The organism is Paraburkholderia bryophila (assembly GCF_003269035.1).
Lineage (GTDB): Bacteria > Pseudomonadota > Gammaproteobacteria > Burkholderiales > Burkholderiaceae > Paraburkholderia > Paraburkholderia bryophila.
Window position 1 is genome coordinate 46,278 of record NZ_QLTK01000039.1, and the last position, 15,751, is coordinate 62,028.

The 15,751-nt window shown below is 59.1% G+C and carries 15 protein-coding genes; 5 read left to right on the forward strand and 10 right to left on the reverse strand.

All coding sequences use genetic code 11. The features are described 5' to 3' along the window. Nucleotides 1–68 precede the first annotated feature (68 nt). The 4 genes from BX591_RS32675 to BX591_RS32690 all read right to left on the reverse strand — a co-directional run bounded on the left by BX591_RS32675 (nucleotide 69) and on the right by BX591_RS32690 (nucleotide 3,354). Entirely contained in the window at nucleotides 69–770 is a 702-nt protein-coding gene (locus BX591_RS32675) for an NAD(P)H-binding protein (RefSeq protein ID WP_111935452.1), read from the reverse strand. Next, nucleotides 767–1,717 (reverse strand): SDR family oxidoreductase, encoded by a 951-nt coding sequence (locus tag BX591_RS32680; protein ID WP_111935453.1) that lies wholly within the window; start codon nucleotides 1,715–1,717, stop codon nucleotides 767–769. Before BX591_RS32680 ends, BX591_RS32675 begins: the two co-directional genes overlap by 4 nt. Nucleotides 1,718–1,849: 132 nt before the next feature. Beyond that, a complete protein-coding gene (locus BX591_RS32685) occupies nucleotides 1,850–2,725 on the reverse strand; it encodes an SDR family NAD(P)-dependent oxidoreductase (protein WP_111935454.1) in 876 nt (291 codons plus the stop codon). Between the two features lie 56 nt (nucleotides 2,726–2,781). Then, a complete protein-coding gene (locus BX591_RS32690) occupies nucleotides 2,782–3,354 on the reverse strand; it encodes a TetR/AcrR family transcriptional regulator (protein WP_111935455.1) in 573 nt (190 codons plus the stop codon). 471 nt (nucleotides 3,355–3,825) lie between these two features. Between BX591_RS32690 and BX591_RS32695 the strand changes: the two genes are divergently transcribed. From BX591_RS32695 to BX591_RS32710, 4 genes are all read left to right on the forward strand, one after another. Beyond that, nucleotides 3,826–5,520, forward strand: coding sequence for a methyl-accepting chemotaxis protein (locus BX591_RS32695; RefSeq protein WP_420849451.1), 1,695 nt, complete (start codon nucleotides 3,826–3,828; stop codon nucleotides 5,518–5,520). Between the two features lie 223 nt (nucleotides 5,521–5,743). After that, the gene (locus BX591_RS32700) at nucleotides 5,744–6,445 is read left to right on the forward strand and encodes a TetR/AcrR family transcriptional regulator (RefSeq protein WP_420849450.1); all 702 of its coding nucleotides are present in this window, start codon (nucleotides 5,744–5,746) and stop codon (nucleotides 6,443–6,445) included. Next, nucleotides 6,442–7,677 (forward strand): glycosyltransferase, encoded by a 1,236-nt coding sequence (locus BX591_RS32705; RefSeq protein ID WP_111935458.1) that lies wholly within the window; start codon nucleotides 6,442–6,444, stop codon nucleotides 7,675–7,677. The genes BX591_RS32700 and BX591_RS32705 overlap by 4 nt, the downstream gene beginning before the upstream one ends. A gap of 435 nt (nucleotides 7,678–8,112) precedes the next feature. Continuing rightward, complete coding sequence (locus tag BX591_RS32710; protein ID WP_111935459.1) at nucleotides 8,113–9,093, forward strand: integrase; 981 nt, start codon at nucleotides 8,113–8,115, stop codon at nucleotides 9,091–9,093. A 73-nt stretch (nucleotides 9,094–9,166) separates the two neighbouring features. Here the strand turns inward: BX591_RS32710 and BX591_RS32715 are convergent, their stop codons facing one another. From BX591_RS32715 to BX591_RS32735, 5 genes are all read right to left on the reverse strand, one after another. Then, nucleotides 9,167–9,610 carry a hypothetical protein gene (locus BX591_RS32715; RefSeq protein ID WP_146749843.1) on the reverse strand — a complete coding sequence of 148 codons (444 nt, stop codon included), beginning with the start codon at nucleotides 9,608–9,610 and terminating at the stop codon, nucleotides 9,167–9,169. A gap of 318 nt (nucleotides 9,611–9,928) precedes the next feature. Further along, entirely contained in the window at nucleotides 9,929–10,705 is a 777-nt protein-coding gene (locus tag BX591_RS32720; protein ID WP_146749844.1) for a hypothetical protein, read from the reverse strand. 87 nt (nucleotides 10,706–10,792) lie between these two features. Then, on the reverse strand, nucleotides 10,793–11,845 hold the full coding sequence (locus BX591_RS32725; RefSeq protein ID WP_111935462.1) for a PIN domain-containing protein: 1,053 nt from the start codon (nucleotides 11,843–11,845) through the stop codon (nucleotides 10,793–10,795). Between the two features lie 10 nt (nucleotides 11,846–11,855). Next, entirely contained in the window at nucleotides 11,856–13,025 is a 1,170-nt protein-coding gene (locus tag BX591_RS32730) for an FRG domain-containing protein (RefSeq protein WP_176343147.1), read from the reverse strand. 24 nt (nucleotides 13,026–13,049) lie between these two features. Further along, a complete protein-coding gene (locus tag BX591_RS32735; RefSeq protein WP_111935463.1) occupies nucleotides 13,050–13,928 on the reverse strand; it encodes a hypothetical protein in 879 nt (292 codons plus the stop codon). A gap of 72 nt (nucleotides 13,929–14,000) precedes the next feature. On the opposite strand from BX591_RS32735, the gene BX591_RS32740 reads away from it, so the two are divergent. Continuing rightward, the gene (locus BX591_RS32740; RefSeq protein WP_111935464.1) at nucleotides 14,001–14,504 is read left to right on the forward strand and encodes a hypothetical protein; all 504 of its coding nucleotides are present in this window, start codon (nucleotides 14,001–14,003) and stop codon (nucleotides 14,502–14,504) included. Here BX591_RS32740 and BX591_RS32745 read toward each other — a convergent pair. Continuing rightward, complete coding sequence (locus BX591_RS32745; RefSeq protein WP_111935465.1) at nucleotides 14,479–15,462, reverse strand: ADP-ribosylglycohydrolase family protein; 984 nt, start codon at nucleotides 15,460–15,462, stop codon at nucleotides 14,479–14,481. The genes BX591_RS32740 and BX591_RS32745 overlap by 26 nt on opposite strands. Nucleotides 15,463–15,751: the final 289 nt, after the last annotated feature.

Here is a 15,751-nt window from a genome sequence, read left to right on the forward strand (position 1 = left end):
CCAGACGCGGCAATCCGTCAAACGGTTGAATAGATGGCTTTTTCCGGGCTTGAACGAAAATTGGGGCGCTAGCCGGCGTGCAGATCGAGCGCGGCGGCGGACGCCGGGCGGCTGAGCGCGCGAATGTCGATTGTTTCGAGCACCGCCTTCGGGGCGCCGTGGCGCGCGACCGTCAGCATCGCCAGACCGATGTCTTCGGTACTGAGCACGTAGTTGGGCAGCAGTGCGCGCAGCATCGGCAGAATGGGTTTGGCGAGCGCGTAGAACAACCGGTATGAACGCGTTTTCGAGCGGATGCCGTGAAGCGGCTCGATCACGCCGGGGCGGAACAGGTAGACGGCTTTGAACGGCAGCTGCCGTAGCGCGTTCTCGGTACGGCCCTTGACGCGCGCCCACATGCTGCGGCCGCGCTCGGTGCTGTCGGTGCTCGCGCCGGACACGTAGACGAAGGTCATGCGCGGGTTGAGACGCGCGAGCGTGCGTGCCGCCGCCAGCGTCAGGTCATAGGTGAGGCGCGTATAGTCCGCCTCCTGCATGCCCGCAGACGACACGCCGAGGCAGAAGAAACACGCGTCGAAACCGGTGAGCTGGGTTTCCAGCGCGCCGTAGTCCATCAGGTCCGGCTGGATCACCTCCACGAGGCGCGGATCGAGCTGGCCGCTGCGCGTGCGGCCGATCGTCTGGACCACCTCGACATCCGGTGCGCGCAGGCATTCGCGCAACACGCCCTGGCCGACCATGCCGGTCGCGCCGAAAATCAGAACCTTCATGATGCATGCTCCATGGTCGCGCGAGGCCAGCGCGCGTGGGTGAGTGCTTCGGAGACCGCCCACAGGCGCGCGGCAATCGCCTTGTCTTGCGCGAGACGGGAAATGCGCGCTTCACCCGGCGGCCCTTTCAGTTCGAACAGGCCGGTCGGTCCGTAGTAACCGGCGGGTTCGGCGTTGGGCGACGTCGCGGCGAACAGCGTCGGCAATGCGCCGTCCGCGGCCGATTGGCTCGCGAGCGGCTCGAAGGTCATGCGGTTGATCGACTGCAGCAACGTGTCGGCGCCCGGACCGTTGGCGATCAGGTCGGTGCGCGCGTAGCCGGGATGCGCGGCATTGCTCAGCAGTCCCCAGCCGTTGGCGTCGCTGCGGCGTTGCAGTTCGAGCGCGAACATCAGCATCGCCAGTTTCGACTGGGCGTAAGCGGGCCACGGCTTGTAGCCGTGCTGCCATTGCAGGTCGTCGAAATGAATCGCGGCGCCGATCTTGTGTGCGCCGCTGCTCAGATTGACCACGCGCGGCTCGCGTCCTGCGCGCAGCAGCGGCAGCAGGCGTTCGGTCAGCGCGAAGTGACCGAGGTAGTTGGTGCCGAATTGCAGTTCGAAGCCGTCCGAGGTGGTTTGCCGCGTGGGCGGCGTCATTACGCCTGCGTTGTTGATCAATAGATCGAGCGACGCGTGCGCGGACGCGAATTGGTCGGCGAACTGGCGCACGGACGCGAGGCTCGCCAGATCGAGATGCGTATAGCGGATCGACGCGGCGGGATGTTGCGCGCGAATCTTTTCAAGCGCGGCTTGCCCTTTTTGCGCGTTGCGTCCGGTCAGCACGACATCGGCGCCCGCGCCGGCCAGCGCCAGCGCCGTTTCGAAACCGAGGCCGCCGGTCGCGCCGGTGATTACCGCGAGGCGGCCGGTCTGCTGGGGAATGTCCGCAGTGGTCCAGTTGGGCATGTAACGTGTCCTCATTTGTGCGGCGCCGGTTGCGCGCCGCGGTGGCGATTGCTGCGATAAGCGCTCAGGCTTGTGTCGGTGCGCCGGGCGTGACGCTGGCGCTCAGGCTTGCACGCTTGTCACGCCAGACGCTCAAGCTTTCGCCGCTACGGCCGGAAACGCGGGCAGTTGCGCCGGTGCGGAGAAATCCGTCGACAGACTGACGGCGCGCCAGGCTTCGGCGTTCGCCGCGCGCGCCTTGTCGCCCTCACCGCAGTAGTGCAACGCATCGCTACCCAGCAACAGATGCGCCGGCAATACGTCGTGATAGGCGAGCTTCAGCACGACTTGCGCCACCTTCGCCGGATCGCTGGCTTCGCGACCGATGTACTGCTTCAGCATTTCAACGACCGCGCCAACCGACGGCTCATAGTCCGGCAGCAACGCGGGCGTCGCGCCGGACGCCTCGTTGCCCCACTCCGTTTTCATGCCACCCGGCTCGAGCGCGGTGACGTGGACGCCGAACGGCGCGAGCTCCTGGCTCAGCACTTCGGTGAACCCGCCGACCGCCCACTTCGCCGCCTGATACGCTCCGAGCCCCGCGATCCCGACACGTCCGCCGACCGACGAAATCTGGATGATGTGCCCCGCGCGCTGCTGTCTCAGCACCGGCAACGCGGCACGTGTCACGTTGACCACACCGTAGAAATTCGTGTCGATCTGCGCGCGGAAATCGTCCTCGCTGGTTTGCTCGAATGGCACCAGATGACCGAAACCCGCATTGTTGACCACCACGTCGAGGCGGCCGTATGCGTAGACGGCGCTCTGCACCGCAGCGTGCGCCGCCGCCGGATCGGTGACGTCCAACGCGATCGCGCGAACCTGCTCGCCGTAGCGCGCCACCAGATCCTGCAGACGGCCCGGATCGCGCGCCGTGGCCACGACTCGCTCGCCCGCTTGCAACGCGGCGTCGACGATCTCGCGCCCAAGGCCGCGAGCACTTCCCGTTACCAACCAGACTTTCGACATGATGCGCTCCTTCGAGTTAAATGAGCAAGCAATCACTCATTAATAAGACAAAAAAATTAGCGTTTAGCGATCGCGTTCCAGAACGCGTCAAAGCCAGCCGCCCGATAGCGCGCGGCCTGATCCGGTTCCCGCGCGATGAAATCCATGGTGGTTTCCGCGAGCGCGCTCATGATCGCCGACTGGAACGCCGGCGGATGATCGTGCAACACGCCGCTCGCCACGCTCGCCTTGATCATGCCGTTGATGTCGGCAAACGACTGCATGCCGGTGGCCCGCGTAGGCTCGGTGAGCCGCTCGGACACGCTGAGTTGCGCCATGGCGCGGCGCTTTTGCGGCTGCGCGACGCCCCAGTCGACGAACTGATTCCACACGTGCTGCACACGTTCCTTCACGCTCGCGTGTTGTGGATACGTGGTCATCATCACTTCGCGCAGTTCAGCCTTGATGTCGAGGTACAACGCGTTCAGCAACGCGTCTTTACTGTCGAAGTACGTGAACAGCGTGCCTTCCGCGACGCCCGCGAGCTTCGCGATCCGCGCGGTCGGCGCGCCCAGTCCCTGCTCCGCGATCACCGTGGCGGCGGCAGCAAGGATGGCGTTGCGTTTGTCTTCGCTTTTGGGACGGGCCATGCTGATTCGATCCGGCAAATTTCAATAAATGAGTGATTGCTCAATCATAACGACGAACCAGCGCCTGTTCAAGCCGTTTTTTGGATTTCGCTTTTTTTGAATGGACCGTAAGCGTGCCGCCGCCCGCTTACGCCGACATCAAACCTCATTCCAATGTTGTCACCGAGTGCTTAAATTTACTCATCTCATGAGGAAATTACGGCTTCTTCGCTCATCGCGTGCAAGCTTATAGAGACATACCCGATACCCCTTAAGTCCACGAGCCTCTATTCCGATATCCGGTAAATGGGATACCCATTTTGGGGAAATCAACCGCGCAGGGCCGATTTGCAGTTGAAGTGGCCACATAGACGCTCCCATGCCCGGACCTGAGAGTCCATTGCGAACGCTTTCTAACGTTTCGTTTTTGGAGAAACAATCGTGACACTTCAGCATCTGTCTATCAAAGCCAAACTGATTGCCGGTTTCGGCATGCTATCCGTCATCGTCGTCGCGGTTTCCGGCCTGTCGCTCAAGGCTTTGAGCGATTCGACCGATGGCTTTACCGACTTTGTCCACGGTATCAACGCGCGCGCGGACATGGCCGTGCAGGTACGCACCGCGGTCGACCGGCGCGCCATTGCCGCGCGCAATCTGGTGCTCGTCACCAAACCTCAGGATTTCGAAATAGAGAAGGCCGACGTGATGCGCGCGCATGAAGACGTGCAGAGCGACCTGAAAAAACTCAACGACATGATCGCGAGCGCGTCCGACAGCTCGGACAAAGCGCGCAGCCTCGTCGCCGAAATCAACCGCGTGGAGGCCTTGTATGGTCCGGTCGCCACCGACATCGTCAACCTCGCGCTGACCAACAAGCGCGACGAAGCCATTGTCAAGATGGACGACCAATGCCGCCCGCTGCTCGCCGCGCTGATCCGCTCGACCGACGCGTACGCCGGGTACACGCGTAGCCGTCAGGAACAGCGGATCAACGATTACGCGGCGCACTACGTGAGCCAGCGCAATCTGTTGATGGCGATCTGCCTGATCGCGCTGGCTCTCGCGTTCGGCGCCTGCGTGATGATCACGCGCGCGGTAACCGGCCCGTTGCGTTTTGCGATCGACGTGGCGCGCACGGTGTCGGAAGGCGATCTGCGCACGCGCATTACCGTCGAGGGCAGCGACGAAACCAGCAAGTTGCTGGGCGCGCTGCGCGAGATGAATGAACGCCTGACGGCGATCGTCGGACGCGTGCGCGACAGCAGCGTCAGCATTGCCGGCGCGGCGCGGCAAATCGCGGCGGGCAACATGGATCTGAGCCAGCGCACCGAACAGCAGGCCGCGTCGCTGCAGGAAACGGCGTCCAGCATGGAAGAGCTGACTTCGACGGTGAAGCAGAACGCCGACAACGCGCAGCAAGGCAGCACGTTGGCCGCGAATGCTTCGGCGGTGGCGCAGAAGGGCAGCACGGTGGTCGGCCAGGTGGTGAGCACGATGCACGACATCAGCGATAGCTCGACGAAGATCGCGGACATCACCGGCATCATCGAAGGGATTGCATTTCAGACCAATATTCTGGCGCTGAACGCGGCGGTTGAAGCGGCGCGTGCTGGTGAGCAAGGCCGCGGTTTCGCGGTGGTGGCGAGCGAAGTGAGAAGTCTCGCGCAACGTTCGTCGAGCGCGGCGAAGGAGATCAAGGATCTGATCGCCAACTCGGTGGAGAAGATTCGCGATGGGTCCGCGCTGGCGGGCGAAGCGGGCAAGACAATGACTGAAGTTACGCAGGCGGTCGCGCAGGTGACGGACATCATGGCGGAGATCGCGGCGGCGTCGACGGAGCAAAGCCGTGGCATCGAGCAGGTCAATCTGGCGATTACGCAGATGGACAACGTGACGCAGCAGAATGCGGCGCTGGTGGAAGAAGCGGCGGCGGCTTCAAAGTCGATGGAAGATCAGGGAAAGCAGTTGAATGAGGTGGTGGCGTTTTTTCGGATTGTGAATGGGGAGGGAGGGCATGTTTTGCGTTCGACTTCGACTTCGACTTCGACTTTGCCTTCGCATGAAGAAGCACCACGGCGCGCGGTGACGGCGCAACCGGTGCGTCGGGTTGTGCATGCGCGCACTGCGCCGGTGGTCGCGTTGGCCGGCGCCGGCGCCAATGGCGAGGATGGCTGGGATAAGTTCTGATCGTGAGCGCCGTTGTGCTTCGCGTCGCGCCGTGCCTCGCTGGAATCGCGTCGGTATAGCGGATCGCCGCCGCGCAACTGCGGTTTCGACAGGATCGACGAGCGAACCCGCCTCGCCAGCCTACGGCGACGGCGCAGGCGGTTCGTCGACGGCAACGCTCGGGCCTTGTACGCGGTCAGGTGCCGAATAACCCGTCCGTTGACGTCGCCAGCCGCAACGTGGCATGATATTTTGTACGGCGTTCAATTTTAAACGTCGTTTACTTTTACAAAATATCATGCCCGATCCCGACCTTGCAGGCCGACGCGCGCGAAAGCAGATCCGGACACAAGCGCTGCTGGCGGAAACCGCTATCAGTCTGTTCGAAGCGCACGGCTTCGATGCTGTGACGATGGAACAGATCGCAGCCCGGGCGGATGTCGCAAAGGGAACCCTTTACAACCATTTCGCAACCAAAGAAGCTGTTCTGGCGCATTGGATTCACGCGCAACTGGAGGCGGACCTGGTCCGACTGCAACCACGCATAGCCCGTCAGATTGCTTTCGTGCCGGCGTTGTCCGTGCTGCTTGACGCGTCAGCGGCGTGGTGCGAGAAACACGGCACGTTGCTGTTGCCGTATGTGCGGTTCCGCTTTCTCAGCCTGACGCCAGCGCCGGAACGCGACGACGACGCTCCGAAGGCCGATATGACCGACGGTTTTGCGTTGCTGATCGCCAAAGGCCAGGCCTCAGGCGAGTTGCGCGACGATCTCCCCGCGGCTCATCTGGCCGCCCTCTTCCATCACCTGTATCTCGGTGCGCTGATGCGCTGGCTGACCTTGCCGGGACTCAAACTGAAACGCGAGTTCGCCGCGGTTACCGATCTGTTCGTCAACGGCGCGAGCAGGTCGACCATCTCGGCAGGCGGGAAGGCACGGAAGTCATGAAATTCGTCGTCGTCACTTACGGCACCGAGGGCGATACACGACCGTTAGCGGCGTTGTGTGCTGCGCTCGCCGAGGCGGGGCATGACGCGCGCCTACTGGGCGACGCCGCAACGCTCGATTCGGCACGGGCCTTGGGTGTTCCGGTGAGCGCATTGGCCGGCGATATCAAGGCTACGTTGCAGCCGGCGTTGATGGGCGCCGGCGCGGTGGCGGGAAGAAGCCGCTTCAGGAACACCGCGAAGGCGCTGGCCGGTATTGCGAATGACAACGCGCAATCCTGGCTGCGCGAAACGGTGATGGCTGGCGAGGGATGCGACGCCGTGATCGCCTCGGGGCTCGCGGCATTCGTGGGGTTCTCGGCTGCGGAGTACCTGGGCGTCAAAGCGATCGGCGCCGGCCTCATTCCCATCACCCCGACGCGGGCCTTTGCCTCGCCTTTCTTACCGTCGGCACGGTTTCCCTCGTTTCTGAACCGCGCCAGCCATGGATTCGTCAACGGCGTTTTGTGGCGCGCGTTTCGCAAGGAGATCAACGCGGCGCGTGCGGCGGTTTGCAAGCTGCCGCCGAGGCAACGGTTGTGGAGCGACCATCCGATGCTCTACGGCATCTCGCCTGGTCTGGTGAGATTGCCTGCGGACTGGCCTGCCAATGCGAACTTGTGCGGGCAATGGGTTGCGCCGTCGTCTGGCTGGACGCCGCCGCCGGATTTGGCGGAGTTTCTGGCTCAAGGCGAGGCGCCGATTTACGTCGGCTTCGGCAGCATGACGTCGTTCGATGCACAAGCGACGCTGGCGGAAGTGATTGCCGCTGCGGACGGCAGGCGGACTTTGATTCATCGCGGCTGGAGCGAGATGGACGTTTCACGCTTGCCCGCGAACTTTCATGTGGTCGGCGATGTTCCTCATGACTGGTTGTTTCCGAGGACGTCCGTCGTGGTTCATCACGGCGGGTCGGGGACGAGTCATTCCGCCGCGCGGGCCGGCATTCCTTCGGTGGTGGTTCCGTTTGCGGGGGATCAGTTTTTTTGGGCTAGCCGGCTTCAGGGCGCTGGTATTGCGGGTGAAGCGGTGGATGGGAGGGATTTGCGGGCGGCCACGCTTTCTCGTGCTATCGATTATGCGGAGAGAGCTGAGGTTCGCGGTCGCGCTCGAGCGGTTGGTGGGCGGATGCGGGAGGAGGATGGGGTGGGCAGGGCGGTGTTGTTGATTGAGGCGATGATGGGGGGCGGGTAGTGTCCAGTTAATGGACGTGATCGTGCCCGTGGGCGTTATTCGGTGGTGTCGAGTTTCGTGACAGGTGGCTCGTTGACGGCGTCGAAAATTTTGTTCGAAAAAGCTTTGTGGCTGGAGGTTTGGAGTTTTTTATCGAGAATAATTTCGTTATTTTTTTATACGTAGGTCTCACTTGGTGGGGACGAGGACACGACATGGGTGTACGGGTCCTTCCCGGGAGGCAGGAACAAAAAAGGGTTACAGGAAAATGACCTGTAACCCTTCAATATTCATTGGTGGAGAGGAGGAGGATCGAACTCCCGACCTTCGCATTGCGAACGCGACGCTCTCCCAGCTTCGGGACCGTACAAACGATCTTGGGATTCAAGGAGTTAGCGTTACGTGCCCCCGTTTGTCGGACTGGCTTGTCACCCTGCTGTCACCCTCGGAGAAGTGATGGCAACCATACGACAACGCAACGACCGTTGGCAGGCAATCGTCAAACGACAAGGCTACCCGGTCCAATCCAAGACATTCGCCCTGAAGAAAGATGCGGAGAAGTGGGCGAGACAGCAAGAACGTCTTATCGACGCCGGACACTGGATCGACGACGGAAAAGATCGCCAGACGACCTTAGGAGAACTTCTTGACAGATACGCGAAGGAAGTCAGCAATGGAAAACGGGGAGGTCGCGCCGAATCCTACAGAATTGAAAGCTTCAAGAAACTCAGCCTCGCGAAGCATGCTCCGTCAACCATAACGCCACAGATGATCGCGTCGTGGCGGGACTCCCGGCTAAGCCAAGTTTCGTCCGGCACGGCACTGCGCGAACTTCAGCTTCTGGGACACGTTTTCAGCGTCGCGATCCGAGAATGGGGAATTCATCTTCCGAGCAATCCCGTTGGCCTCATCAGGAAGCCAAGGTCCGGCAAAGCCCGAGATCGTGTGCTGACTACGTCAGAAAGAATTGCGCTTGTCTCGGCATGCGGTCAGTGCCATAACCCGTGGATAAAGCCTGTTGTGGTGTTCGCGCTGGAAACCGCTGCGCGACGCGGCGAAATCCTTGCGCTGTTATGGCGAGACGTTGACTTGACACGCCGAACGGCGACCCTGCAAATGACGAAGGCAGGGCATCCGCGAAAGATTCCACTATCCACTACATGCATCGCGATTCTGGAAACGCTACCTCGCAGCCTTGACGGACGAGTCTTCCCTGTCTCAATGGAAGCCGTAAAGCAGGCATACGAACGGGCGGTTGCGAGGGCCGGTGTCGTCAACTTCACGTTCCACGATCTCAGGCACGATGCACTGACAAGGTTGGCGAAGCAGGGATTGTCCGTTCTGGAACTTCGTGCTATATCCGGTCACACAACGGCGAACATGCTTCAACGGTACGTGTCGATTGACCCCGGCGAATTAGCCATGAAACTTGGATGACCGTCGCCAGAACGCCGCGTTATGGAGTTCGCCCCTCGACGGAACGCAGATCGGAGGGGCGCATCTACACCGTTTAAGTCTCGTCGTCAGGCGGGCGCGTGGTGAAATCGATACTGACGATGAAAGCAGACCGACGAAACGGCACCGTGAATGCGACGTGGCACCATGTCAAACGGCCCGACGAGGCGAAAGTCAGCAACTCCCGAAAATGGCCATCTGTCATATCAACCACGCCCTGCAACTCCGGTTTGAGGGAGATGAATACCCCGACGTTAGGCACATCAGTATTTCCAACATCCGGCTTGTCAGTCGGCGACACTTGGATCAAGAACCGGGTCACGTCGCGTACCGGTTCGGTGAACTCTCCCTCCAACACAATTGAGGTACGACTTTCGCGCTCCGGGGGACAACCGCGAGGTCGATCCACACGCTCCGTTAGGCTCGCGTGCCAACTTGTGATGCGCCCGTACCGACTCAGCAGTTCGCGTCGGTGGTGTGGATGCTTCGCCTTGGTCATACCTCGGTACCCCGAGAGCCGCTCCGCGCAATATGATCGATGGAATCACGACGCGACCGTCCACGGACAGCGACGCCACGTTTCGTTCGGCGAGTGCTTGTAGTTTGGCCGAATCAAGATCGTAGCGCACTCCCGGCACCTGTATGTCGAACTCTCCCACCCGATTAATATCGCGTGAGTGTTCAACTGCAAGTCGCCAGTGAACGCCGCCAGTTCCCGATGCGGGCCCTTATGGCAATCAGTGTCAATCAGCGCGGTACAAGCATAGCAAGGCGTCACCATTCCCCCTTTGTCTGCGACGAAGAGAAGAGTTATGCGTCAAAACGGAATGCTGTCATCCATCTCTTCAAAGCCGCCCTTCTTAACGCCCGCTGAGTGAAAAGTGAACTTGTCTTCATTTGCCTCGATCCACTGCCATCCCAGATCGGTAACTTGAATACCGGGGTATGGATCACCACGCTCGTCCTCAATATCGACCGTTTCAACGAACTTCTTGACCTTCAATCGCCGTAACCCAAGGTTGAATCCGAGGTTGTTCAGTCCCGCCCGTTCACAGTCATTCCTAACCGACCATACGGATGTTGCGTGGTCGTCTTGAGTGACACTGCTGGCTGTTACCGCCAGAACATTCAGTTCTTGAGATGAGAGACCATCTACGCTGGCAACACTAGCTTGTTCCGCCATTTCTTCCAGCGTTTCGCCCTGTTCAAGCATCGCCTTCAGCCGCTCGGTCAGCCGTTCCTGAAACACCTGAAAGTCCTGCGGTGCTTCTGTCTTATACGTGACGATGGCGCGGTGCTGGATGTCGAATGGGAACGGCTTCCCGGTCTTCCCTCGCTGGTCGGAACATGCCATCACAACCGGTCGTCCGGCTGCATAGGCGAACCCAAGCTCGTACCAAACATTTGGATTGTCTTCCGAGATGTCGGCGAGGCAAACAGCCGCCCGCTTAATGTTCTTCTCTATGGCTTCCACCAGAACCACGGCGGACGAGTCCTGATCCACGCGATAAGCCGTCATACCTGCCGCTTTAATGGCTGGCTTATAAAGGCTGTCGAACCGCTTGTTATAAGTGTCGTTGAACGGTTGAATCACAAAGCATGTCGGCATAGGGCACCCTCGGATTTTTGTTGATCTTGATCGCCAACGATTCTACGCTTGCAGCAATAACGGCAAAGCAGCTTACGTGTACAACTCGTCCCAATCCTCGCCCAGCATCCATCTCAGCGCCGACAGTTTGCCGTTAATCATTCCCCACTCGAAGTCGGACCAAGGTCCGAAGTTACCTTCGCCGAGTTCCCGCTCGGCCTTCTTTGCGGACTTCAACGCACCTTTCCAAATGTCTTCCGCGATGTGAGTTTGGGCACTCCTCCTGCGTCTGCTCCATCGTTCCTCCCATTCTTCCCGACTGACGATCTTGACCTTGCCCTTTTCGACTTGCCATGCGGTGTACTTGTGCCGGTTGTACCAGACCTGCGTCGTCAGCCGGTGCATAGCATCTAGCATCTCCGAAAGACTTCTCGGCTCTTGGTCCCATTCCTGTTCCCACATTGCATAGGTAGAGCGCATCGGGTCGATACGTCGCAAACACTCAGCCAAGTTGATGAAGTACATCGACTTGATCTTCGAGAACGAAGCAGCCAAGTCTGCGTGTGGCAGCTTCTGATTGCCGTTGACGTTACTGAAGTCGTGCTTGTTGTGGGTTACAAATGCGAACCGCTGGCCTGCACCGCTCATCGTTCGCACACACTCGAAGTACGTCTCGATCAGCACAGCGTCAGCCATCGAGTTCTTGTTTTCATGATGGCAGGGAGCCTTTCGAAGCAGTGCACGGTCTGCCGCCCGAAGCCTAACCGCGTCACTCGCTTCGATCACGGTGGACGCGGACAGGATCGCAGCGATCCGCGCCAGTACGCTTTCGGCGGCACCACCCATGATAGGGATGCGGTGATCCAAGTCGGACAGGTAGTTCAGCACCCGGCCCTTTTGGCGCTTATCGCCATCAGCCTTGCGAATGGCGCTCTTGACATGATCGAAGTGTGTCGAAAGACTCTTCGCACTTGATTTAGCGACCTTATCCCGGTTTTTATGGAATTCATCGACAACGATGCGTGGCACCAGCAGTGCCACCCGTCCGTCCGAAAGCAGACTCTGTAGTAGGTCCAGCAATGGCGTCTGCTTCGCATCTGCCGCAAGGTCGAGCCAGACGCTGGTATCGATCAGCACGTTGAACACTGGTACACCTCTACTCTGTCTCGTCCGCAATCCCTTTACCTTCGCTAGGTCTTGCAGGTGTCGGGAGCGCCTCTCGCCGGAACGTCATTGAGTGGCGCATCATTCGACACACGCCGTCGAGTCCGGGAAAAAGACTGGCGGCGGTGACACCCATAAAAGCCAAATCTTCAAGCGCCTCGCTTGCGAACGAAACCGGCACTTCTGCGGCCATCAGGAAGCGTGTCTCGAAATGGCGCTCCATATTGCAAATAAACTGTTCGATATTCCCCACGTTGGATACAAGAAACCGCCCCTGCTGCGCGTATAGGCGAGGATTGTCGCGCGGGGAAACCTGTAAGAAGCAGGCATAAGGTTCCAAGAAGGGTAGCGTCACTATCGGTGGACTGAATCGATCAACGAAGGACCGCGTCAGGCCGTACACCCGCACGCGTGTCGCATTAGGTCGGGAAGACCTGTTTTCCAACGCATCAGAGAACGCGAAGAACGCCGCGATGTACGGTGAATCGGTCCAATCAAGTAGCGGCGTAGGAAGACCATGGTGCTGCGCCAAGCCAAGCAATGTCGAATAATCAGAAGGATCAGCAAGATTCAATCTTCGATTCGTTACGGCTTCGACGTGTGAGTGAAAGCGAGGCAGTGTATCCGCGCAATATCGCCCAAGTTGAGTCCGGCCCGCGCGATAAAAACTGGTCTCCAATCTGAACGCATTCGAACCGTGTCCCCGAAACGCCACTGCCCCATCCGCACGAACACGACCAGCCCACTGTTTGAATTCGTCCCATGTGGCGCACTGGGAAACGTCCGCCAAGCTGCCACGGGACGCCAAGGGTTTCAACGAGATTTTCCCACCGGGGCCGTCCGCATCCTGCCACGTTCCAGTCATCCCACTTCTTGTGCTTTTGAGAGTGGCGCGAGTGGAAAGCGTCAACCGCCGGGTATGCGCATCTCCCGGTGGCTCGATTACTTTACCTCGTTCATCGTGAGCAAAGAGTTTGACCACCTGAAAATCCGACTCACTCCCTCGTTGCGCCACTCGTCTACCCAACACGGCTACCGTGGGCTGACCAGCGATACCCCACCAGTGGATCATTACATCGTCGGGACGGTCTTCATCGCTGCACATAATCGCGAGCGCCTTCCCGTGACGCGTCTCAATCGTTCCGAATAGCTGCTTTTCCATCGTAGGTGCCCCCTCTGTATGCCCTTATTTTTGGGCAGGCATACGGCTTTGAACCGCCAATGCAAACGTAGTCGCAAAATTCACCGCGAATGCCGCGTCAGCACCTGTCAGGTGGGATGCCTCTTGCATACGCTCCCACGTGAAATTCCCTGCCGCCATGCGACGGACAATCGGAACAATCGACTCGAAGCGAAGTAGGTCATTGACGTTTATAGCTAGGGCAAGCATCAGCGAGATGCGCTCGCTTCTTGACGCGGTGCCGTCCACATACCTTTCAATGTCGCGGACCAACCGTGCCGCAGGATCGTCAAACCGCAAGCCAGATGACAGGCTGAAAGTGCTGCGCCGCCGAGAAAGCAGCATAATCAGTTCGCCGGTTGCAATGTCAACTGCTTCGGCACCATGTCCGAATGCCATTTCTAGGTCTTCTTCCAGCAGACCACGTTCAGCGAGTTTCAGACGCTCCCGCACTGCGGTCGATGTCACCAGATCGGTGATGGAAAGGTCCGAAAACCGCACACCGAAAAAGCGTTCCGCTGCGATCTCGAAGAAATCTTGCACGTAGCCTAGCATTCGACGCGCGTCTGTCTTGTCGGGAATCAGCCCATAGTGCTTGAAATTTACGCGTGCCTTGTTCAGCTCGATCAGCTTCGCGCGAAGCGGAACATACTTGTTTTCATCTTGATTCGCTGTTGCATCAATGTAGTCCATGCACTTGATGAACTCATCAGGAATTTTCTGTCCCGCGACGGGCCGATCTTTCATTACAGCCCGTAAAAAAAGCTCGACGGCATCCTGTGCAATCGACACCGCGAGCCCGAGATGAACACTATCATTGCGGACAAGATAGGTCTCCGCTTCCACATACAGGGCGCGACAAAGCACGACTTGGTGAAGCTCCATATATCTTCCCATGAGAAACACCGACCATCGATCTTACAATGGCGTCTCGGCAAAACGCCAACGGGATCAGAGATGGAAGTAGAAGTAACGTTTCAGCACGTAACCAAGAACGATCTTTATGCTGCGCTGGTTCGGATGGGCGTCGAGAAGGGCTTTGTTGTCATCCCTGAGTTTCGGGTGCATCTGGACAATGGCAAACGAAAAAAGAACATAGACTTGGTTTGGGCCACCCGAAAGTCCGACATGGCCGCTTATCAGGATCGACCAAGTTTGGAGTACTGGACCCTGCATGCTACCTTCGAGATCGAATCGTGCGATGTGCGCAATATTCCTCGCAAAGAGTTCGACCGACACATTCGCGACCTTCCGACCATCCAGAACACCGGGGCTACGATACCCATTACCCACTTCATAGCGTTGTACACATCCGCGCACGACCGGAACTGGAATCCTCGACGAGATGTTCAAGCCGATATAAGCGAACGGAAAGGCTGGGCGAAAGGGACTAGTGTTTCGGTCCTCGACGGTCGCGATCTCGCAGTCGTCCGCGCTATGCCAGTCGCGGGCAACCCTTAATCAAGCGAATCAACGGTTCGACGTTCTCGAAGCCGCGCAACTGTTCCAACCACCGCGCCGGAATGCCGTCGATACCGAACTTGATCCCTGCCAATCCACAAGTCACCGCCGCTGTTGTATCGGTGTCGTGGCCGAACAAGATCGCAGTCCGGGCAACATCTTCAAACGAATGTTCTTCCAGTGCCTTTCGGGCCGACCAGATCGTATCGAGGACGTATCCTGTTCCACGCGGCTTACCGGTCTTCGGGAACCCTCTCAGCACTTCTAGTTCCGCCAGAAACGCGTTACGTTCCGGATGGTTCGGCCACTCCGCGTAAATTTCTTCGAGTCGCTGGTCCGCTGATGACCAAGGGTCGGACAGATTTCGCAAGTATCCGCGTGCTACAAGGCAGTAGAACGCACATGCGACCAGTGAACGCGCGTGTGCGTGCGTTGGCAACGACTGAAGATGTGCGTCACGGACCAGCGCATCATCGGAACCTGCGTGCCACAAGGCCAACGGCAAACAGCGCATGACTGACCCGTTCCCGTTGTCCCATTCTGACGCGCCGCCCGTTTCACGCGGTGACGTACCGTCGCGTAACTTGCCCAACGCTTCGGCGGTCTGGATGCCAACATCGAACACATCGGCATCGACCGCGAGATAACCTTCGTCCAGCCACCGCAGCAGCCTGTCCGCGAAATCGATGAGTGATAGACGCCCGTTGTCGAGAAGGCTGGCAAGCAGACACATAGCTTGTGCACCGTCGTCACTGTACGTGCCAGCACGAACACCGGCGTGTGATCGCCGGAAGGTGACTGGCGTGATCATCTCGATCTGATCTCTCGGCGGAATCTGTTCCGGCTTTTTAAACTCGAAACTGACGCCGAGTGCATCGCCGACCAGCAAGCCAATGAAACCGCCGATCCTCGCGTCCGCGCAACGACGCAACCCAACATACCCTTTCTCATTATTCATTTGATCCCCCAAGGCACTTCAAGGTACTCGACCGGCGTCCAACAATGGACCCACCAAAGAAAAAACCGCCTTCAGGCGTCTGCCATCGGGCGGTCTTCTAGTAATGCCGAACCGGCACACTCGGATCGAACGGCTATCGCTACATCGCTGACAGCTTCTGAATACGTGCTTCCATCACCTTCGTCAAGCAGGCATGTTGATTTGCACGGAATCCTGACCCGGGATTTGCATTGAATTCTGACCCACCCGTTGGACCAGCTTTGCGGGTTATTCGGTGGGTGTCTGGGTC

Excerpts from the sequence above, each read along its gene's own strand:
- BX591_RS32715 (WP_146749843.1), bottom strand. The coding sequence starts at position 9,610 with ATGACCAAGGCGAAGCATCCACACCACCGACGCGAACTGCTGAGTCGG.
- BX591_RS32700 (WP_420849450.1), top strand. The coding sequence starts at position 5,744 with ATGATATTTTGTACGGCGTTCAATTTTAAACGTCGTTTACTTTTACAA.
- BX591_RS32685 (WP_111935454.1), bottom strand. The coding sequence starts at position 2,725 with ATGTCGAAAGTCTGGTTGGTAACGGGAAGTGCTCGCGGCCTTGGGCGC.
- BX591_RS32705 (WP_111935458.1), top strand. The coding sequence starts at position 6,442 with ATGAAATTCGTCGTCGTCACTTACGGCACCGAGGGCGATACACGACCG.
- BX591_RS32680 (WP_111935453.1), bottom strand. The coding sequence starts at position 1,717 with ATGCCCAACTGGACCACTGCGGACATTCCCCAGCAGACCGGCCGCCTC.
- BX591_RS32730 (WP_176343147.1), bottom strand. The coding sequence starts at position 13,025 with ATGGAAAAGCAGCTATTCGGAACGATTGAGACGCGTCACGGGAAGGCG.
- BX591_RS32695 (WP_420849451.1), top strand. The coding sequence starts at position 3,826 with ATGCTATCCGTCATCGTCGTCGCGGTTTCCGGCCTGTCGCTCAAGGCT.
- BX591_RS32740 (WP_111935464.1), top strand. The coding sequence starts at position 14,001 with ATGGAAGTAGAAGTAACGTTTCAGCACGTAACCAAGAACGATCTTTAT.
- BX591_RS32735 (WP_111935463.1), bottom strand. The coding sequence starts at position 13,928 with ATGGAGCTTCACCAAGTCGTGCTTTGTCGCGCCCTGTATGTGGAAGCG.
- BX591_RS32710 (WP_111935459.1), top strand. The coding sequence starts at position 8,113 with ATGGCAACCATACGACAACGCAACGACCGTTGGCAGGCAATCGTCAAA.
- BX591_RS32745 (WP_111935465.1), bottom strand. The coding sequence starts at position 15,462 with ATGAATAATGAGAAAGGGTATGTTGGGTTGCGTCGTTGCGCGGACGCG.
- BX591_RS32675 (WP_111935452.1), bottom strand. The coding sequence starts at position 770 with ATGAAGGTTCTGATTTTCGGCGCGACCGGCATGGTCGGCCAGGGCGTG.
- BX591_RS32690 (WP_111935455.1), bottom strand. The coding sequence starts at position 3,354 with ATGGCCCGTCCCAAAAGCGAAGACAAACGCAACGCCATCCTTGCTGCC.